This window comes from Streptomyces sp. NPDC101234 (genome assembly GCF_044767525.1).
GTDB lineage: Bacteria > Actinomycetota > Actinomycetes > Streptomycetales > Streptomycetaceae > Streptomyces > Streptomyces sasae.
The window spans coordinates 161,550-180,716 of sequence record NZ_JBIWOA010000015.1 but is presented as its reverse complement, the minus strand read 5'-3'; the positions used below and the strand labels follow the sequence as shown (position 1 = coordinate 180,716).

The following is a 19,167-nucleotide window of genomic DNA, read 5'->3' as shown; positions in this document are numbered from 1 at the left end:
AGAACGCGTGTACATGTCACCCTGCGGTCGCGTCCGAGGAAGGTCCTCGTATGATCACCCCCCACTGGCACATAGCCTTGCCCCGCACCCTGTTGAGACTCTTCGCCCTGGCCGCCGTGGTGCTCGGCCTGCTGTCCGGTCCCGCGCACAGCGCCCGCGCCGCCACCACCGTCAACGTGATCGCCTTCTACGACGGCACGTACGACGCGGCGCACATCAGCTTCGACCACGAGGCCAACAGCTGGTTCCCGCAGGCCGGCGCGGCCAACGGCTTCACCTACACCGCGACCACCGACTGGAGCCGGCTCAACTCCGCGACCCTCGCGGGCTACCAGGTCGTCATGTTCCTCGACGACTACCCCCACACCGCGTCCCAACAGGCCGCGTTCCAGACCTACATGGCGGGCGGCGGCGGCTTCATCGGCTTCCATGTCTCCGCGTACAACGACGACACCAGCGACTGGCCCTGGTACCACAACACGTTCCTCGGCACCGGCACCTTCAAGAGCAACACCTGGGGGCCGACGCAGGAGACCCTGCAGATCGACGACCCCTCGCACCCGGCGACCGCGAACCTGCCGTCCACCATCACGTCCTCGGTGAGCGAGTGGTACAGCTGGCAGAACGACCTGCGGCAGAACCCGGCCATCGACATCCTCGCCTCGATGGCCCCGTCCACCTTCCCGATCGGCACCGACCCCAACCAGACCTGGTACAGCGGCAATTACCCGATCGTCTGGTCCAACCGCAACTACAAGATGGTCTACAACAACTTCGGTCACAACGCGATGGACTACGCGACCAACACCACGCTGTCCTCGACGTTCGCGAGCGCCCAGCAGAACCAACTCCTGCTCCAGGAGATCAAGTGGGCGTCCGGCCAGTCCGGCCCCGTCACCCCGCCCACGAGCGCCACCGGCCCGATCCACGGCTACGGCGGCAAGTGCGTGGACGTCGCCGGTGCGAGCAGCACCAACGGCACCGCCGTACAGCTCTACGACTGCAACGGCACCACCGCGCAGAACTGGACCGTCGGCAGCTCCGGCACGCTCACCGCACTCGGCAAGTGCATGGACGTCACCGGGGCCGGCACCGCCGACGGCACCAAGGTGCAGCTCTACGACTGCAACGGCACCGGATCGCAGGTCTGGCAGGCGGGCTCGAACGGCTCCCTGGTCAACCCGCAGTCGGGCAAGTGCCTCGACGCCACCGGCCCCAGTTCGGCCAACGGCACCCGGCTGCAGATCTGGTCCTGCTCGGGAGCCACCAACCAGAGCTGGACACTGCCGTCCTGAGACACCCGCCGACATCCGGTGCCCGGTCGGCGGAGTGATCAGGCGACGGAGACCTCCGCGAGATCGATGGTGATGAGGACGGGCTCCGGCAGGACCTCACCGTTCGCGTCGATCGGCACGACATAACGGTGCGTCGGGAAGACCAGCCCCGATTCGGTCACGTGCTTCTCGCAGAAGTGCGCGGCCGGAGGGCTGCCCAGCACTTCGGCGGCGTAGTCATGGCGTCGCAGCAGCCCGGCGTCGTCGTAGTGGAAGGTCTGCTCCCTGGCGTGAGTCGCGATGGCTTCGGGGAACGTCGCCCGCAGCCGGCGCCGGCTCACGCCTCCGTCTTCCCACGGCTCCGGCTCCTCCACCACCACACCCGGACGGGTCAGCAGGTAGGGAGCGGTGAGGTAGTTCCACATCGCGTAGCCCGCGAAGTACAGTCCGTGGAGCCGGTCCCAGGGGGTGTCCGGGCCGTGCCCCGCGAAGGCCGCGCGAGGAGAGGTGCGTTCCGCGACGACCTCGCCGTCCGGCGTCTCGATCGCGACCCGGTCGGGTGTGAACACCCCGAGCAACCCCGGGCCGGTGAAGCCCTCGAAGACCAGACGCTGCTGCTGCACGTCGGCGGTCATGTCGGCCGTGCTGAGGATTCCTTCCTGGCCTGCGCGGCGACCTCGTCCGACAGCTTGTCCGGTACGGCGACGACCGCCCCCGCGTCGGCCAGGATCCACCGGGACCACGCCCCCGGGTGAGGGAAGACCGTGACCCGCCCACCTACCTCGACCCCCGCCGCCACCCGTGTGTGCGGGCCGATCGCCTCCACCACACCCGTCGCCTCCACACCTGCCGGAACCGGCCGCGCGGCCGTCCCCCGATAGGCCTCGACGGCCTGGAGATCGCCAGGGTGCAGCGGGAACGCGGTGACCCGCACCAGAACCCGGCCGCTGACCGGAGCCGCCGGGTCGGGGGGCAGCTCGGGCCGGACCGGATAGACGCCCTGTGCGAGCAGCAGGTCGTGGTGGTCCAGCGGGGCGTACTCCACCTGGATCAGCGCCTGGCCCGCGGCGGGAGGCCCCGGCTCGGGGATGTCGACGACCTTCAGGCTCTGCTCGGGCTCCCCGAACTGCGTGAGCTGGATCGCGAGCATGTGATTCGTCGGACGACGAACGGTCCCGCCGGCCCTCCCGGCTTCCCCGCCACGGAAACGCCGCCCGTGTACACAGTGTGCCGCCCGCTGCCCGATCCCACATCACGTGCCGCGCGTGGTGGCGTCGTGTCCCCGATCACGCGACCGCCGAAGACCGGGCGGGCCGGGGCGCGCCGCCGCTGTCAGGCGTAGTGGACGTCGCTCAAGTCGATACTGACCATGACATGGTCGTGGTCGGGACGCCCGTCGGGCCGGCGCAGATAGGCCCGACGCCTGGTGGGGAACTTGATTCCGTCCGCCTCCTCGATGTCGTGGACGTACTGTGCGGCCGCGAAGCCGCCGGCGATGTCGACGTGGTAGTCATGGCGTCTGAGCAGGCCGTCGTCCCCGAAGTAGAAGTCCTGGACGGTGCTGTGGCTCGCGATGCCGTCCGGGAAGGTGACCCGCAGATGCCGCCACCGCTCGGTCGGCGACTCGTCCCAGGGTTCGGCCTCCTCCACACCCATGCCCTTCATCACCGCGAAGAAGGGGGTGGTGAGGTAGGTCCACAGGGCGTAGCCGTTGAAATAGGCGCGGTCCAGCGGGTCCCAGGGAGTCTCCCGGGTGTGTCCCGTGAACGCCTTCCTCGGGTCGAGCCGTTCGGCCACGACGGTGCCGTCCGCGCGCTCGACCGCGATACGGCCCGCGGTGAAGTCCGTGTGCTGCCCGGGAGCCCCGAACGGGCTCACCGAGGCGTGTTCCTCGTGCAGCGCGACGGTCATCCGGCGCGGCTGGAGATCCTGGGGCAGGCCCTTGCCCGCGAACAGCTCTCCGTCGCTGACGATGGTGGCGGTGACGGCCGTGAACCGGTTCCACCGCTGCAGGCCGCCGTGGGCCTCGAGAGCCTCTGAGAGCAGATCGGTCATGTTCTCCTCCAGATCCTCCAGATCCTCCGGATCGTCCGGTCCTCCGGATCGTCCGGTCCTCCGGATCGTCCGGTCCTCCGGATCGTCCGGTCCTCCGGATCGTCCGGTCCTCCGGATCCCGTGGAAACGTCCACGTGACTGCCGTCCCGTGGTGTCTGCAGGGTGTCACCCGATCTCGCGAACGCGCCGTGCACGAGAACCACGGTGGCCGGCGATACGGGTTACGTCGTGGTCGTTTCCTCTCGCTTCCCCGGCGGCCTCGGCCTTCGGCGCGGGCCCCCGGGCCGGGGTGTGGGCGGGCGCCGCCGCGGGGCACGGCGCCGTCACGACCACGCTCCGGCACCGGGGGTACGGCGGCATCCCGTGCGGCCCGTAGTCGGCGGCGGGGCCCATCACGTGTGCCGCGGGGCGTGTCCGCCCCGCGGCACAAGGACCGCACTCATCCCGCGCCGGGCGGTGTCCATGGCCGCGGCCAGCCGAACCCGTTCCCCGTCCCGCCCGAACAGCTCATCCACTGGTCAACCCCAAGGTGCTCGGGGGCCGGCTTGCACAGCTCCCCTGGCGCGCGTGAGTCCGGTCACCGCACGGCGTCCCACCCTGGCCAGCCGCGGAGGCCCTGTCCCATTACCGGTGAGCGCGAGCCCCGTCGGGTGTTCACGCACGCCGGGTGCGGCGAGCCGATCGACCCCACGGCACGCTGTGCCGCAGGCGGCGTGGTCCCGCAGCCGCAGGACGTCATGGCGATCCCCCTGGGAGACCCGGGCGAGGGAGCGCGCACGGACCCGGTCGCCACGGGGCTGCGCGAGCCTCATCGCCTGCTCGATCCGCTGCCGGGCGCGAGCGCGCAGCCGGGAAACCAGCTCACGGGCAGCTGAACAACCGGATGTCCGTCCGCGTTCCCCGGTCGCGTGGTGGTACCGGCGTACCCGGTCGCCGTGCTGGCAGGATGTCGGCATGGAACGTGTGCTTGGAATCGGTGGTTACTTCCTGCGTGCCGCCGACCCGGCGGCCCTGACCGCGTGGTACCGCGACTGCCTGGGCCTGGACGCCGATGAGAACGGACTGTGGAGCCAGGAAGCCGGACCGACGGTGTTCGCGGCGTTCGAGTCCGGGACCGACTACTTCGGGTCCCGCGCCCAGCAGACCATGCTCAACTTCCGGGTCCGCGACCTGGACGCGATGCTCGCACAACTGCGGGCCAAGGGAGCGGACGTGGCCGGAGAGACACAGGACATGGAAGGCGTCGGCCGATTCGGCTGGGTCACCGACCCCGAGGGCAACCGCATCGAGCTGTGGCAGCCCGCCTGATGCTCAACTGTCCGACTAGGGAGGGGAGTTGATCGAGACACTCCCTGGAGCCCGAGGGCTGGAAGTCGTACTGGCAGGCCTTGCGGTCCCCCGGTAGGGTCCTGATCCGGCACTGATGATCAGTGGTGGCACGACGACATACCGTCACATTTTCCCGGTGGTCGGCGTCCTTGGCCGACCCTGGGGGGCGTGTGATGACGTTCGGTGAAATGTTGCGGGAGTTACGCCGGACCGCGGGGCTGACGCAGGAGGGGCTCGCCGAGGCCGCAGGGCTGTCGGCCAGGTCGATCAGGGATCTGGAACGGGGCCGCCGGGAGCGACCGCAGCGGCGCACGGTGGAGCTGCTGGTGTCGGCGCTGGCGCTGGCCGAGGCCGACGCTGCCGCACTGCTCGCCGTCGGCCGTTCCGGTCGGCAGGGCGGGCCCGAGGCCGATGACGGTGTGACGGGACCAGGTCTGCTCGACCGCCGCAGCCAGCTCGCGGTACTCGAGCGTGCGGCGGGTGAGGCCCGGGCCGGCCGGGGTGCGGTGGTGCTGGTGCGGGCGAGCGCGGGCATGGGGAAGACCTCCCTGGTGAACGCCTGGGCAGCGGCCGAGCAGTCGCGGGGCATAAGGGTGGTGCGGGGCAGCGGGGGAGAGCTGGAGCAGTGCTTCGCCTTCTCGGTGCTGCGACAGCTGACCGAGCCGCTGCTGGCCCGGGCCGGTGGTGCCGAGCGGGAGCGGCTGTTGTCGGGCCCGGCGGAGCCGGCGTCGCACGCCCTGCGGGTGGCCGGAGCCGACGAGGGCGGAGGGCTGTCCTCCGAGGCGTCACTGGGCCTGCTGCACAGCCTGTACTGGCTGATGGTGCATGTCACGGATGACGGGCCGGTCGCTCTGGTGGTCGACGACGTGCACTGGGCGGACGGCCCGTCCTTACGATGGCTGGATTACCTGGCGCGGCGTCTGCGCGGTCTGCCGTTGCTGCTGGTGCTGACGGCACGGCCCGACAGCGGAACCCAGGCCGAGCCGCTGCTGGAGCGGATCGCCGCCCAGCCGGACTGCCTGCCGGTCGGACTGCCGGCGCTGGGCGCCGACAGCGTGGCCCGGCTGGTGCGCGCGAGTCTGGGCCAGGAAGCCGAACCGCGATTCGCCGCCGCCTGCGCCGAGGCCGCCCAGGGCAACCCCCTGCTGCTGCGCGAGTTGCTGCGGACCCTCGCCGACAACGGTGTCAGACCCGTCGGCGACCAGGCACACCTGGTCGAGGAGTTCCGCGGCCGGATCCTGGCGGACACCGTGGTCAGGCGGCTGGCGGGCCAGCCGGAGCCGACCCGGCGTCTGGCCGAGGCCCTGGCGGTGCTGGGGGACGGGGCCGACTGGCATCTCGCGGCCGAACTGGCGGAGTTGGGCGAGGCGCAGGGCCGGGAGCACGGCCGCCGGTTGCAGCGGATCGGAGTGCTGGCACCTGGTGCGGTGCCGCGGTTCGACCATCCCCTGGTCCGCGCCGCGATCGCCGAGACCGTCGACGGACCGGTGGAGCTGGCCGCCGGACACGCGCGGGCGGCCGAACTGCTGCGGCGCGAGGGGGCGGCCGGCGATCTGGTTGCCGCCCATCTGCTGCTCGCCGAACCGAGCGGTGAGGCCTGGCGGGTCGAGGTCCTGCGGCAGGCGGCGCGGGCCACGCGCGGCCGCGGTGCCCCGGAGATCACCGCGGCCTATCTGCGCCGGGCCCTGCGGGAACCGATGTCCGGCAAAGAACGCGGTCCACTGCTTCTGGAGCTGGGCGAGGACGAGTTACAGCTCGACGTCGGCGCCGCGCGGCATCATCTGACGCAGGCCTCCGCCGTGTTGACGGACCCGTACTCCCGCGCCCAGGCGGCCTATCTGCTCGCCAACGCGCTGTTCCTCGGGCATGAGCACGCGGACGCCGTCGAGGTGCTCGCCCGCGCGGTGGAGGACCTGCGGCAGGCCGACGACGGCACCGGGTTGGCCCGTGAGGTGTCATGGTTTCTGCAGGCCCAGATGCTCCTGATCGGTTACGACCAGCTGTCCACCCTCCCCGCGGCCCGGCAACTCGCAAACCGGCTGCAGGGCCACAAGCTGGCCGGTGACACTCCGGGTGAGTGCGCGGTCCTGGCCGCGCTCGCCGCCTCGACCATCGTCGGGGACGGCGGCGCCGCGGTCACCAACAGCCTCCTGGACCGGGCGATGCGCGGCGGGTTGGCGGCCGTGGACCAGTCGCAGCTGCTGGTGAGCCTGGCCGGGATGGCCTACATGACCACCGACCGGCTCGACGACGCGGCGGCGCGGTTCGACCAGATCGGCGACATCGGCGCGCGATGGGGCGTGTTCCTCATGGTGTCGTCGGCGATGATCTGGCAGCTCAAGGTCCGTGAGCGTCGGGGCCAACAACTGGCGCTCACCCCGGACTTCGGACATCCCGCCGCAACGACCGGCGAGGGCCTGGAACATCGGCCGCGGCTGGCGCTGATGGTCCAGGTGGGCGAATCGCTGCTCGAGCGGGGCGACCCCACCTCGGCGGGACGGGTGCTGGTGGCGGACGCCGACACCGATCGGGCCGGCTGGCTGTGGCAGGGGCCGATGCACCTCGCACGAAGCCGGGTGTACGCAGCGCGGGGCAATCCGGCCGCCGCCCTCACGGTCCTGCTGGAGTACGGAGCACAGGAGAAGCGGACGCGGGTCGCGAACCTGACCGGGGCGCCCTGGCGGTCACAGGCGGCGCTGCTGCACCTGGCGCTCGGACAGCGCACCGATGCGCTCCAGCTGGCGACCGAGGAACTGGAGTCGGCCCACCGCTGGGGCACCGGGCGAGTGATCGGCCTGGCGTCACGTTGCCTGGGTGTCGTCATGGGCGGCCCCGAGGGCGAGGCCCTCCTGCGCGAGGCCGTCGCCGTGCTGGAGCGGTCTCCGGCCCGCCTGGAACTGGCCCGGGCCCGGTACGAGCTGGGCGTCGCGCTGTCGCGCAGGGGAGAGGCCGACCAGGGCCGCCGGATTCTCACCCAGGCGTTGGACCTCGCCGAGACCTGCGGCAGTCTCCTCCTGGCCGGCCGGGTGCGCCGGGCGCTGGCCGAGCTGGGGGTGCGCCCGAAAGCCGCGCCGCCGGTGGCTCCGAGCCTCTCGCCGACCGAACACCGGGTGGTGGAGCTGGTCGGCGCCGGTCACAGTGACCGGCAGATCGCTCAGGCCCTGCTGCTGACACCGCAGGACGTGACCGGAATGCTGGAACGAGCGGGCCGCAGGCTGGGGGTGACCGGCAGGGCGGAACTGGTGCGCCTGGCCGGGGCCGGCCACGGCCGGTGAGTGCCGCAGGGCCCGGACCCCCCGGTGCGAGAGGCCCGAGCCCTGCCGTGGCCCGAGGGCGGACGACCGGTGCGGCTCCCCTGCCGCACCGGCGGACCACCGGCTGCGGACCGGCGGATTCCGCCGGTGCCCTCACCATCGGGCACCGACAGAAACGCTCAAAAGCTCACGAGTCGCCATCCTGGCGGGACCTTCAGCCCGAGACCGAGACCGAGACCGTGGTCCAGCTCTGGTCCGGCCTGGTCGGCTGGTATGCGTCGGTGATGGTGACGTAATTGCCGGCGCCGTCGTGAGCGTTCAGGTTGAAGCTTTGGTCTTTGAGGGCAAGCAACGGAAGGCCGATGAGGCCGGACGAGTCCATCACCCCCCACTTCCAGTGCTCGTAGCCGTTCGACGTCTCCAACGGCATCAGGTCGACGGTCTCGCCGTTGTAGAACGGTCCGATTTTGTTGATGCCCAGGACCATGTCCTTGGCAGCGTTGTACATGATCAAGTCGCTGTCGTCCCCGCCCTGCTTCCACACGCAGTAGGGGTCAATGGTGAGAGTGAGCGGCTCGACGGTCGCCATGGTGCTGTTCGGGTCGGCGCACAGCACCATGTGCTGGTTGGCGTTCGCGATCACGAAGCGGCCGGACAGGTCGGCCGGCTGCGCGCTCGTATCGGCGTGCGCGGCGTGCGCGGCGGGCGCAGTGGCGAGGAAGGCCGCGCTCAGGGCGGCCACCGCCAGACGAAGCACCTGAGTGGAGCGGAAGACGGCACGTAACGGTGACACGCAACACTCCTTCACGGTCGTTTCGGGTTGTCCCTGCTGAGTCCGGTCTCGTCAGCTCTTCGGGGTCAGTGCGTAGCGGACGGTCTGGGTCTGGATGAGTCCGTCGCGGAAGACGAAGGTGTCCACGCCGTGCCGCGCCCGGCTGGTGTCGGACTCGGCGGACCACTCCAGGAAGAGGACATCGCCTTCGAAGGTCTGGATCGTCAGGTCCCACTTGGCGTGGGGAAGGTCGGCGAACAGCCGGGCGAAGCCCTCGCGCACGCCGTCCCGGCCGTGCCGGACGCCGTCCGGGGTGATGAAGGCCGCGTCGGCGGCGTAGTTCGCGACGATCCCGTCCAGGTCCTCGGCAAGGAGCGCCTTGCCGTGGCTCTGGAAGATCTCCTGAGGAGTCCGGGAACCGAGGTCGTTCACGGGCGGCACCTTCCTGTACTCGATGAGGAGGGGGGCTGCTTGACCGCGTACAGCAGAACATCGAGACAGGCGGGGACACCAGGAAGAAGAACCGGACGGACTACCGGAAGTTCTACCGGAACAAACCAGGAGCGCCCCACGAGAACCGCCCCTCGTTCACGCCTCGATACGCGCACCCTGGCCGAGGTCAGCCAAGGTGCGCCGGGCGGAGCGCCGGGGCGTGCAGAGGTTGTCCCGGGCGCCGTCGAGAGGCCGGCCGGGGAGACCGCTGCGGCTGTCATGACCGCATGTCCTGGGCGAACTCGATTGCCGGAGCCTCGGACGAGGCCGGGTTCCGGCCCGTGTGCAGCCTTCCGTCGTGCACGACGTGAGGGACGAACACCGAGTCGTTCCGGCGGTAGACGGCGCCCGCGGCGCACAGTGCCTGCTCGACCGTGCGCGTGCAGTGGACGCCGAGGGCGGCGGCGTTCGATGGCACCACCGTCGTCACGGGCCTGCTGGCGGGCGCTGACGATGCGTGGTCCCGGGCCGGCCGCCGCTCTCCGGCGCGGCACCCGGTTACGTCGGTCTGTCGCTCGTCGAGACCTGCCTGTCCGACGACGACACCCGGCACCCCGCCGGGGCAGGGCGGTCGGCGACAACGCCCCGCACGGCCGCGTGGCGCTCTTCGCCGACGCCACGCAGGCAGGGTGAACGGCGGCCCGGCCACCGTCGGCCGAGTCCCGCCTCGGTCCGTTGGGCCGGGCGTCCCTGCCGGCGCGGCGGACATCCTCCGGGACGCACCGCACGGCAGGCACCGCTACAGGCCGCGCCAGACGTTGTCGAAGGCCGCGTCCTCGATCTCCCGTCGCTGCCGTACGGCGGCCAGCTCCGTCACCGCGCCGGTCACGGCGGCCACCACCGTCACGGTCGCGTCGGAGGCCGCACCCGCGAGGTCCTCGGGCGCCTCGTCCTGGATCCCCACGGCCGCCGCCAGCGAGGCGAGCACGGGCTCGCCCGACGTCCAGCGCTCGTGCGAGCGGGCCCGCTCCGGCGAGTCGGCCAGCTCCGTCCGCTCGGTCGGCAGCGGCAGCCAGCGCCGGCGCTGCCGGGCGACCGTGCCGTCCGCCTCCAGTACGGCGAGGTAGGCGGCGGACAGGCCACGCCCCCGGCGCCACAGCCAGTCCTCGACCGACTCGTACGGCGCCTGACGGGTCAGCGCAGCCACCGCCTCGTCGAGGAGCCGGTCGCCGGTTCCGCCCTCGGGAGCGGGCACGATGAGTTCGTCGTCGAGGGTGACGGCCCCGGCGTCCAGCAGATCGACCAGTTCGGCTCCCGCGAGCGCCAGCGACAGGTCGCCCTGTTCGACGGGCCGGGTGGCGGCGTCGTACACGGTGACGATGAACAGGTCCCGCGGTGTGGTCATGTCGGACTCCCCAACAGAGATGGCGACGGAGGCATCACAGGCAACAGTGACGCGGACGAATACGATGCCCGGGACGGATGCCCCGCAGTCTCTCGCCCTTCACCCGCACCGGTCACCCCTCCCGCCCGTGCCGTACCACCACCATGTGCCGCGCGGCCGCGACCCGCAGCACGACGAGGTCGAGGCGCGGGACCCGCCGACGGTGATCCGCAGGGCCGGTGCGGCGCCGGTATGCGCGATAGGCTGCTTGGCGATCAGAAGGGTGACATCGGCCGGAGGTGGGTGGACATGACAGCGGAAGTCGAGTCGTCGTCCGCCGTCGGCGCGGGCGGGCGGGACAGCCGTCTGGGCCCCCTGATCATCACCCTTTTCGGGCTGTACGCGCGCGGTGAGCACAACTGGCTCTCCGTGGCCTCCCTGATACGCCTGATGGCCGACCTCGGCGTGGAGGGGCAGGCCGTACGGTCCGCGGTCTCCCGGCTGAAGCGGCGTGGGGTGCTGCGCGGCGAGCGGCACGGGGGCGCCGCGGGGTACGCCGTCGCCGACGCCACCCTGGAGGTGCTCGAAGAAGGCGACATACGTATCTTCGAGCGGAACCGGGCCGCGGCCGACGACGGCTGGCTCGTCGTCGTGTTCTCCGTGCCCGAGTCCGAGCGGGACAAGCGCCACGCCCTGCGCACGGCCCTGACCCGCCTGGGCTTCGGCACCGCGGCCCCCGGTGTGTGGGTGGCCCCCGGCATCCTCGCCGACGAGACCCGCCGCACCCTGCAACGCCTCGAACTGACGCCGTACGTGGACATCTTCACCGGCGACCACTTCGCCTTCGGCGACCTGCGGGCGAAGGTCAGCGAGTGGTGGGACCTCGACGAGCTCACCGCGCTCTACGCGGACTTCCTGGAGCGGTACCAGCCGGTGAGCGAGCGCGCGGCCGCGGGCGGCGTCGCCCCGCAGGAGGCGTTCGCGGTCTATCTGCCGATGCTCACCGAGTGGCGCCGGCTCCCGTACCGCGACCCCGGCCTGCCGCTGACCCTGCTGCCGGCGGGCTGGAAGGGTGACACCGCCGGCGCGCTGTTCGAACAACTCGACAAGGCCCTGCGCGAGCCCGCGCGCGCACACGCGCTTGCGGTCGTCCACACCTCGTAGGGGGCCTACGGCCTGACCAGCCGCTCGTCCGGGATCACGGCCACGCCGAGGATCTCGATCAGCGCCTCCGGCTGCCAGAGCGCGGTGCAGCCGATGCCCGCCATCGCCGGATAGACCGGCCCCGCGAGCTCCCGCCACACCCTGCCGATCTCCTTGCCGTGGGCCTGGTAGTCGGGGATGTCGGTGAGATAGATCGTCACGCTCACCAGGTCCGCCGGCTCACCGCCCGCCGCGCGCAGTGTGGTGAGCACATTGCCGAACGCCTGGCGGAACTGCTCCACGATCCCACCCGGAACGATCTTCATATCGGCGTCGAGTGCGGTCTGGCCGCCCAGATGCAGCGTGTTGCCCGCGAGCGTTCCGTGCGAGTAACCGCTCGGGGCGGGCAGCTCGGGCGGGTTCACGGCGACGGGAGTCATGAGGCCTCCGGTTCGGTGGTGTCCGGCTCCGGCCGCACGGCCGGTCGTATTGACAATAAATGACGACCGTGAAAAATACGAGATAGAGCGCGGTCCTGTTCCGGGCCCGAGCGGGCCACGGAAGCCCGAGCGGGCCGTGGAACCCGCGCAGGCCACGGAACCCGAGCAAGGCACGGAAACGGAGCCGATTCCATGGAGCCCGACCTCAGCAAGTACCGACTGGAGGGCGACAACGCGATGTACCGCCTGCCCAGCGGCATCGTCGCCCCCGTCGTGACCCGGGCCGGTCTGGAGGACGTGAACACCGCCGACTCGGGCGGCGCCGTCCGCGTGTCGGGTGTCAGCGCCCAGCACACCCCGGCGCGCCGCCTGTGGTATGGCAAGGTCAGCAACGAGCCGGGCTACCGCTCGGTCACCCACCACCACGGCGAGGCCGAGACCGGCGGCTACGTCCTGTCCGGCCGGGCCCGGATCTACTTCGGCGAGAAGTTCGAGGACTACGTCGACATGGAGGAGGGCGACTGGGTCTTCGTCCCGCCGTTCATGCCGCACGTCGAGTGCAACCTCTCCCGGACCAAACCGCTGGTGTGGATGACCACCCGGACCCCGGAGAACATCGTGGTGAACCTGCCCGACGTGGCCGACGCCGACCTGCGCGACTGGCTGAACCGATGAACGCCACCCCGGGCGCCCCGGCCGCCTCCGCCGCCCCGACGTCCGCGATCGTCACCGCGGCCCTCACGCTGAAGCCCGCCCCGCCGGAGCGCTTCGACCTCGCCTTCACAGCCACCACCCAGCCCTGCCCCTGGCCCAAGGCCTACGGCGGCGACCTTGTCGCCCAGGCCGCCGCCGCGGCGATGCGCTCGGTGACCGACGGCAAGTCCCTGCACTCCATGCACAGTTACTTCCTGCGCCCGGCCGACATCGGCGCCGAGGTCCGCTACGAGGTGGAGGTGCTGCGCGACGGCCGCGGCTACAGCACCCGCCAGGTGCGCGGCTACCAGAACGGCAAGGTGCTCTACGTCTGCCTCGCCAACTTCGCGGCGGGCGAGGCCGGTTCGTCCTTCCACACCGAGTTCGCCGAGGACGTCCCGGGCCCCGAGGACCTGCCCAGCTCGGCCGAGTACCTCGCGGACCGCACCGGCGGCACCATGACCGACGAGTCCAAGGCCTACTGGCGCGGCGGCCGCGGCTTCGACATGCGCCATGTACCCGGCCCCGTCTACCTCACCGTCGAAGGCGAACGACTGCCCCACCAGGCCGTCTGGGTACGGCCGTTCGACGCGCTGCGCCCCGTCGAGGGACTCACCGACGCCCAGCGCGATCTCGCCGCCCTCGCCTACGTCTGCGACTACACCATCCTCGAACCCGTCCTGCGGGTCCTCGACCTGGCCTGGGCCGACCCAGGCCTGGTCACCGCCAGCCTCGACCACGCCATGTGGTTCCACCGCCCCGGAGCGGTCGGCGACTGGCTCCTCTACCTCCAGGAAGCGGTGGCCGCCGACGCGGGCCGCGGACTGGGCACGGGTCGCTTCTTCACCCGCGACCACCGCCACCTGGCCACCGTGGTCCAGGAAGGCATGATCCGCCCCGCCTGAGCCGTCCGCCGCACGCCACCGGCGGGCTCCCGGAAGGAACCTCACGTTGGCTCTTCCGCTCTCACCCACCTCGCACGTGGACACCTTCGCCCGGGACCACCTCCCGCCCGCCGAACAGTGGCCCACCATCGAGTTCACCACACCCGAACTGACCTACCCGGCCCGCCTCAACGCGGCCGCCGAACTCATCGACGCGGCAGTCGAACGCCACGGCGCCGACCGCCCCGCCCTGCGCACGCCCGCCGGAGAGCTGTGGACCTACGGCGACCTGCGCACCCGCGCCAACCAGGTCGCCCAGGTCCTCACCGAGGACCTGGGCCTGGTCCCCGGGCAGCGAGTACTGCTCCGCGCGCCCAACAACCCCTGGGCGGTGGCCTGCTGGCTCGGCGTCCTCAAGGCCGGCGGGGTCGTGGTGACCACCATGGCCGCACTGCGCGCCCGCGAGATCGTCCCCATCGCCGACCGGACCCGGCCGTCCGTCGCCCTGGTCGACCACCGGTTCACCGAGGACATCCACACGGTCCGCGACACTGTGCTGCCCGACCTGCGTGTGGTCGAGTACGGCGGCACCGGCGCCGACGACCTGGCCGCCCGATGCGCCGCCAAGTCGGGCGAGTTCAGCGACGTCGACACCGCCGCCGACGACGTGGCCCTGTTCGGCCCCACCTCCGGGAGCACCGGCGTCCCGAAGATCACCATGCACTTCCACCGGGACATCCTGTCCATCGACAACACCTTCGCCCGGCACATCCTGCGGCTGGGGCCTGACGACGTGGTCGCCTGCACCGCGCCGTTCGCCTTCACCTTCGGCCTCGGCATGCTGGTCGTCTTCCCGCTGCGGGCCGGCGCCTGCGCCCTGCTCACGGAGACGGCGACCCCGGCTCAACTTGCCGACCTCGTCGAGAAACACGGTGTCACCGTCCTCGCCACCGCGCCCACCGCCTACAAGGCGATCACCCGCGACGGCAAGGAACAGCAACTGGCCGGCCTGCGGGTCGGGGTGTCGGCCGGTGAGCACATACCGCTCACCACCTGGGAGGAGCTGCGCGACCGCATCGGCCTCAAGGTCATCGACGGCATCGGCGCGACCGAACTGCTGCACATCTTCATCTCCGCGGCCGACGACGACATCAGGCCCGGTGCCACCGGCCGCCCGGTCCCGGGCTACCGCGCGACGATCCTCGGCTTCGACGGCGAGGAACTCGGCCCGGGGGAGCCAGGGCGGCTCGGCGTCATCGGCCCGGTCGGCTGCCGCTACCTCGACGACAAGCGCCAGCAGGACTACGTCGTGGGCGGCTGGAACGTCACCGGTGACATCTTCCACCGCGACGAGGACGGCTACTTCTACTACCACGCGCGCAGCGACAACATGATCGTCTCGTCCGGCTACAACATCGGCGGTCCCGAGGTCGAGGCAGCCATCGACACCCACCCCGACGTCGTCGAGTCGGCCGTCGTGGCCCGCCCCGACCCCGAACGCGGCTCGGTCGTCTGCGCCTTCGTCGTGCTGCGCGAGGGCGTCACCGGGGACCCGGCGAAGGCCAAGGAGATCCAGGACCACGTCAAGCAGGTCCTGGCGCCCTACAAGTACCCGCGTGACGTCCGCTTCCACGACGTCCTGCCGCGCAACACCAGCGGAAAACTCCAGCGGTTCGCGCTCCGCAAGATCATCGAAGCAGAGCAGGCCGCCGAGCAGTGAGAGGAACTCCCTTGAAAATCGCGATCATCGGCGGTGGCCCGGGAGGTCTCTACCTCGCGGCCCTGATGAAGCAGTTGGACCCCGCCCACGAGATCACCGTGTGGGAACGCAACGCCCCCGAGGACACCTTCGGCTTCGGCGTCGTCTTCTCCGACGAGACGCTCGGCGGCATCGAGAACGCCGACACCGTCTTCTCCGAGGCGATGTCCCGCCGCTTCGCCCGCTGGACGGACATCGACATCCACTACCGGGGCGAGACCCACACCGTCGGCGGCCAGGGCTTCGCCGCCATGAGCCGCAAGGAACTGCTGCACCTCCTCCAGGAGCGCTGCCTCGAACTCGGCGTCGACCTGCGCTTCTCCACCCTCGCCCCCGATGTCGCCGAGCTGCGGGCGTCGTACGACCTGGTCGTGGGCGCGGACGGCGTCAACTCCGGCGTCCGTACGGCCCACGAGGACGTCTTCCGACCGCAGCTGGACCGGCGGCACAGCAAGTACATGTGGCTGGGCACGGACCGGGTCTTCGAGGCCTTCCAGTTCTTCGTCAAGGAGACCGAGTGGGGGGTCATGCAGGTCCACGGCTACCCCTACTCCGACGCAGGCTCGACGTTCATCGTGGAGATGCACGAGGACGTCTGGCGGCGGGCCGGCTTCGACGCCACCGAGGACGCGGTGTTCGCGCCGGGCGTCTCCGACGAGCAGGCCGTGGCCCGGATCCGCGAGCTGTTCGCCGAGGAGCTGGGCGGCCACGAGGTGTTCGCCAACAACTCGAAGTGGCTGAACTTCACCACGGTCCGCAACCGGCACTGGCACCACGGGAACCTCGTCCTCATCGGCGACGCCGCCCACACGGCCCACTTCTCCATCGGCTCGGGCACCAAGCTGGCCATGGAGGACGCCCTCGCCCTCGCCGCCTGCCTGCACGAACACCCGGACGTGGAGAGCGCGTTGACGGCCTACGAGGCCGAACGGCGGCCGGTCGTGGAGTCCACCCAGCGGGCCGCGCAGGCCTCGCTGGAGTGGTTCGAGCACATCGGCATGTACGTCCGCCAGGAGCCGGCCCAGTTCTGCTTCAACCTCCTCACCCGCTCGCGCCGTATCACCTACGACAACCTGCGCACCCGGGACCAGGAGTTCGCCGACCTCGTCGACGAGGCCTTCGCCGAGGCGCAGGGGGTGGGCACCAAAGCCCCCGCGATGTTCCAGCCGTTCCGCATCGGGCAGCTGGAGCTGAAGAACCGGGTGATCGTCTCCCCGATGGACATGTACTCCGCCGTCGACGGCGTCCCCGGCGACTTCCACCTCGTCCACCTCGGCTCCAAGGCCATGGGCGGGGCGGGGCTGGTGATGACGGAGATGGTGTGCGTCTCGCCCGAGGGCCGTATCACCCCCGGCTGCACCGGCCTGTGGAACGACGAACAGCGCGACTCCTGGCAGCGCGTCGTCTCCTACGTCCACACCAACAGCACCGCCCGTATCGGCCTCCAGCTCGGCCACTCCGGCCGCAAGGGCTCCACCCGTCTGATGTGGGAGGGCATCGACGAACCGCTCCCGGACGGCAACTGGGAGACCGTCGGCCCGTCCGAGCTGCCGTACGGCCCGGGCCTGCCGGTACCCCGGGAGATCACCCGCGCCGACATGGACCGGATCACCGCCGAGTTCGTGGCGGCGGCCCGCCGAGGCGCCGAGGCGGGCTTCGATCTCCTCGAACTCCACTGCGCCCACGGCTACTTGTTGTCCTCGTTCCTGTCCCCGATCGCCAACCACCGCACCGACGAGTACGGCGGGTCCCTGGCGAACCGGCTGCGCTACCCGCTTGAGGTCTTCGACGCCGTCCGCGCCGCCTGGCCCGCCGGACGCCCCATGATCGTGCGGATCTCCGCCACCGACTGGGTCCCCGACGGCAATACCGAGCACGATGCCGTCGAGATCGCCCGCGCCTTCATCGCCCACGGCGCCGCCGCCATCGACGTCTCCACCGGCCAGGTCACCAAGGACGAGCAGCCCGCCTACGGCCGCTCCTACCAGACCCCGTTCGCGGACCGGATCCGCCATGAGGTCGCCGCCGCCAGCGGCACCGCCGTCATCGCGGTCGGCGCCATCGCCTCCTACGACGACGTCAACTCCATCCTCCTCGCCGGACGTGCCGACCTGTGCGCGGTGGGGCGTACGCACCTGTACGACCCGCACTGGACCCTGCACGCGGCCGCCGACCAGGAGTACCGGGGCGCCGCCGCCGAGTGGCCGGTGCAGTTCCGGGCCGGCCGGCGCAAGCCGCCCACCTCGCGCACCGACGCCGTACGCCCCCGCCTGTCGCTGCTCCGGGCGGACCAGGCGGGGGAGAACGTCCATCTGCGGTGGAAGCCCGCGGGGGAGGGACTACCGGTGGTGCGGTGACGTCAGGTAGTGCTGGCTGATCAGCTCCTTGCCGTAGTCGTTGCCGTTGGGCGTGCGGATGATCGAGTGGACGTGCATCTGGGTCGGGACGCCCTCGGTGCCGCCGTACGCGCCGCGCAGCGGGCCGGGAGCCTGGCAGTCGACCTCGACCCAGACCACCGGGCTGTGCACACGCACGTAGAACGCGTCGTCGGCACCCGTACCACCGGCCCAGGTCACGTACGTGTCGTCGAGATGCGCCCGCACCTCGGCCATCCGCACCTTCGCCGCGTCCGCCTTGGCCCGGTCGACGAACGCCTCGACGATGCCGAGCAGCTTCTGCTTCTGGGCGCGGGTGAGGGCGTTGCCGCGGATGCCCTCGTACGCCTGGACCGCGTTGTCGGAGAAGGCGCCCGCCTTCATCGACTCGCTGGTCTTGGTGGCCGAGACGATCGCGACCGACTGCTGGTCCGCCGTGAGGGAGTCGACGAAGGCCAGGCTCGCGAGGACCTCCTCGTGGCAGACGGTGACCGTCTCGCCGTCGATCTCCATGGAGGTCGGTTCCGAGCCCCAGAAACAGGGGCTCATGACCACCTGGTCACCGAGGACGAAGTAGTTGATCACGCAGTGGTGGCCGTCGAACTGGAAGCCCCAGGGCTCGGTGGCGGACGGGGTGCCCATGAGGGTCCAGTAGTAGGCGTCCTCGTTGAACGAGGTGGTGTTGCCGATCGCCTCGCCGGCCGCCTGGTTGATCTTCCGGATCTTCTCCGTGGTCTCCAGGCCGTCCGCGCTCAGCGCCGACCTGAGCAGGGCCGTGCCCAGGTCCTTCTGCGTGTCGGTGAGATCCGCGAGCGACACGCCCTGCCGGGCGTAGGAGTCGACGTTGCTCCACAGCCGCCACTCGGTGGAGTGGACCGTGAACTGGGTCGCGGACTTCTGGGTGTCGGTCAGACCGGCCAGGAAGGCGTTCGCGGCGTCGATGACGGGCGCGGTGCCGACCCTGGTGGAGTGGACGGTGAACAGGTCGTCGATCCGCCTGCCGTCCGTCGTCAGACCGAAGAACTCCTCCGTCAGTGACTGGTTGCCCGGACCGCCTGCGCCGCCGCCCGGGCCGCCGCTCGGCGCGGCGCTGGGGGAGGGGCTCGCCGACGCGTCGGCCGTACCCGTGCCGTCGTCGGCGAGCGCCGTCCAGGCCCCGGCGCTGCCCATCGTCACCAGGGCGGTCGCCCCGGACGCGAAGAACACCTTGCGCATGAAGTTACGGCGGCTCGCCTCGGTGCCCTCCGGTACCTGCACCGGGTTCTCACCGGCGTCGATCTCGGGCATGCGGCTCCCTTCGTCATGGGCGCGTCCCTCGTGGACGGCCACCTGACGACCAGCCTGGTTCGTCCAACTGAGGCTGAACTGAGCCG

At 71.1% G+C, this 19,167-nt stretch carries 18 protein-coding genes; 9 read left to right on the top strand and 9 right to left on the bottom strand.

Going from position 1 to position 19,167, the window contains the following annotated elements; translation table 11 throughout:
• Positions 1–50 precede the first annotated feature (50 nt).
• On the top strand, positions 51–1,295 hold the full coding sequence (locus tag ACIRR9_RS27305) for a ThuA domain-containing protein (protein ID WP_403756776.1): 1,245 nt from the start codon (positions 51–53) through the stop codon (positions 1,293–1,295).
• A 38-nt stretch (positions 1,296–1,333) separates the two neighbouring features.
• Here the strand turns inward: ACIRR9_RS27305 and ACIRR9_RS27300 are convergent, their stop codons facing one another.
• From ACIRR9_RS27300 to ACIRR9_RS27290, 3 genes are all read right to left on the bottom strand, one after another.
• Positions 1,334–1,909, bottom strand: coding sequence for a hypothetical protein (locus tag ACIRR9_RS27300; RefSeq protein ID WP_403756773.1), 576 nt, complete (start codon positions 1,907–1,909; stop codon positions 1,334–1,336).
• Positions 1,906–2,424, bottom strand: coding sequence for an alcohol dehydrogenase catalytic domain-containing protein (locus ACIRR9_RS27295; RefSeq protein WP_403756771.1), 519 nt, complete (start codon positions 2,422–2,424; stop codon positions 1,906–1,908). Before ACIRR9_RS27295 ends, ACIRR9_RS27300 begins: the two co-directional genes overlap by 4 nt.
• Positions 2,425–2,606: 182 nt before the next feature.
• Positions 2,607–3,329, bottom strand: a complete 723-nt coding sequence (locus tag ACIRR9_RS27290; protein ID WP_403756768.1) for a hypothetical protein — start codon at positions 3,327–3,329, stop codon at positions 2,607–2,609.
• A 650-nt stretch (positions 3,330–3,979) separates the two neighbouring features.
• On the opposite strand from ACIRR9_RS27290, the gene ACIRR9_RS27285 reads away from it, so the two are divergent.
• The 3 genes from ACIRR9_RS27285 to ACIRR9_RS27275 all read left to right on the top strand — a co-directional run bounded on the left by ACIRR9_RS27285 (position 3,980) and on the right by ACIRR9_RS27275 (position 7,933).
• The gene (locus ACIRR9_RS27285; RefSeq protein WP_403756766.1) at positions 3,980–4,204 is read left to right on the top strand and encodes a hypothetical protein; all 225 of its coding nucleotides are present in this window, start codon (positions 3,980–3,982) and stop codon (positions 4,202–4,204) included.
• A 79-nt stretch (positions 4,205–4,283) separates the two neighbouring features.
• Positions 4,284–4,637: a VOC family protein gene (locus tag ACIRR9_RS27280; protein ID WP_365338404.1), complete on the top strand. Its 354-nt coding sequence runs from the start codon at positions 4,284–4,286 to the stop codon at positions 4,635–4,637.
• 194 nt (positions 4,638–4,831) lie between these two features.
• A complete protein-coding gene (locus tag ACIRR9_RS27275; protein WP_403756762.1) occupies positions 4,832–7,933 on the top strand; it encodes an AAA family ATPase in 3,102 nt (1,033 codons plus the stop codon).
• 193 nt (positions 7,934–8,126) lie between these two features.
• On the opposite strand, the gene ACIRR9_RS27270 is transcribed toward ACIRR9_RS27275, so the two are convergent.
• From ACIRR9_RS27270 to ACIRR9_RS27255, 4 genes are all read right to left on the bottom strand, one after another.
• Positions 8,127–8,705: a hypothetical protein gene (locus ACIRR9_RS27270; protein ID WP_403756759.1), complete on the bottom strand. Its 579-nt coding sequence runs from the start codon at positions 8,703–8,705 to the stop codon at positions 8,127–8,129.
• 51 nt (positions 8,706–8,756) lie between these two features.
• Positions 8,757–9,116, bottom strand: a complete 360-nt coding sequence (locus ACIRR9_RS27265) for a nuclear transport factor 2 family protein (protein WP_403756756.1) — start codon at positions 9,114–9,116, stop codon at positions 8,757–8,759.
• A gap of 277 nt (positions 9,117–9,393) precedes the next feature.
• Positions 9,394–9,597, bottom strand: a complete 204-nt coding sequence (locus ACIRR9_RS27260) for a hypothetical protein (protein ID WP_403756753.1) — start codon at positions 9,595–9,597, stop codon at positions 9,394–9,396.
• A 318-nt stretch (positions 9,598–9,915) separates the two neighbouring features.
• Positions 9,916–10,521: a GPP34 family phosphoprotein gene (locus ACIRR9_RS27255; protein WP_403756750.1), complete on the bottom strand. Its 606-nt coding sequence runs from the start codon at positions 10,519–10,521 to the stop codon at positions 9,916–9,918.
• 288 nt (positions 10,522–10,809) lie between these two features.
• Between ACIRR9_RS27255 and ACIRR9_RS27250 the strand changes: the two genes are divergently transcribed.
• Positions 10,810–11,664 carry a PaaX family transcriptional regulator C-terminal domain-containing protein gene (locus ACIRR9_RS27250; RefSeq protein WP_403756747.1) on the top strand — a complete coding sequence of 285 codons (855 nt, stop codon included), beginning with the start codon at positions 10,810–10,812 and terminating at the stop codon, positions 11,662–11,664.
• Between the two features lie 5 nt (positions 11,665–11,669).
• Here ACIRR9_RS27250 and ACIRR9_RS27245 read toward each other — a convergent pair whose 3' ends face one another.
• Positions 11,670–12,083 (bottom strand): RidA family protein, encoded by a 414-nt coding sequence (locus ACIRR9_RS27245; RefSeq protein ID WP_316775764.1) that lies wholly within the window; start codon positions 12,081–12,083, stop codon positions 11,670–11,672.
• A gap of 192 nt (positions 12,084–12,275) precedes the next feature.
• Between ACIRR9_RS27245 and ACIRR9_RS27240 the strand changes: the two genes are divergently transcribed.
• Genes ACIRR9_RS27240 through ACIRR9_RS27225 form a run of 4 tightly spaced genes read left to right on the top strand, consistent with a single transcriptional unit; the run spans position 12,276 to position 17,776 of the window.
• Entirely contained in the window at positions 12,276–12,758 is a 483-nt protein-coding gene (locus ACIRR9_RS27240; RefSeq protein WP_403756744.1) for a cupin domain-containing protein, read from the top strand.
• Positions 12,755–13,681: an acyl-CoA thioesterase gene (locus ACIRR9_RS27235; RefSeq protein WP_403756741.1), complete on the top strand. Its 927-nt coding sequence runs from the start codon at positions 12,755–12,757 to the stop codon at positions 13,679–13,681. Before ACIRR9_RS27240 ends, ACIRR9_RS27235 begins: the two co-directional genes overlap by 4 nt.
• Before the next feature lie 46 nt (positions 13,682–13,727).
• Positions 13,728–15,380, top strand: a complete 1,653-nt coding sequence (locus ACIRR9_RS27230; protein ID WP_403756739.1) for an AMP-binding protein — start codon at positions 13,728–13,730, stop codon at positions 15,378–15,380.
• Positions 15,381–15,391: 11 nt separating this feature from the next.
• Positions 15,392–17,776 carry a bifunctional salicylyl-CoA 5-hydroxylase/oxidoreductase gene (locus tag ACIRR9_RS27225; protein ID WP_403756736.1) on the top strand — a complete coding sequence of 795 codons (2,385 nt, stop codon included), beginning with the start codon at positions 15,392–15,394 and terminating at the stop codon, positions 17,774–17,776.
• Here the strand turns inward: ACIRR9_RS27225 and ACIRR9_RS27220 are convergent.
• A complete protein-coding gene (locus tag ACIRR9_RS27220) occupies positions 17,759–19,081 on the bottom strand; it encodes a DUF3500 domain-containing protein (RefSeq protein ID WP_403756733.1) in 1,323 nt (440 codons plus the stop codon). The genes ACIRR9_RS27225 and ACIRR9_RS27220 overlap by 18 nt on opposite strands.
• Positions 19,082–19,167 lie beyond the last annotated feature (86 nt).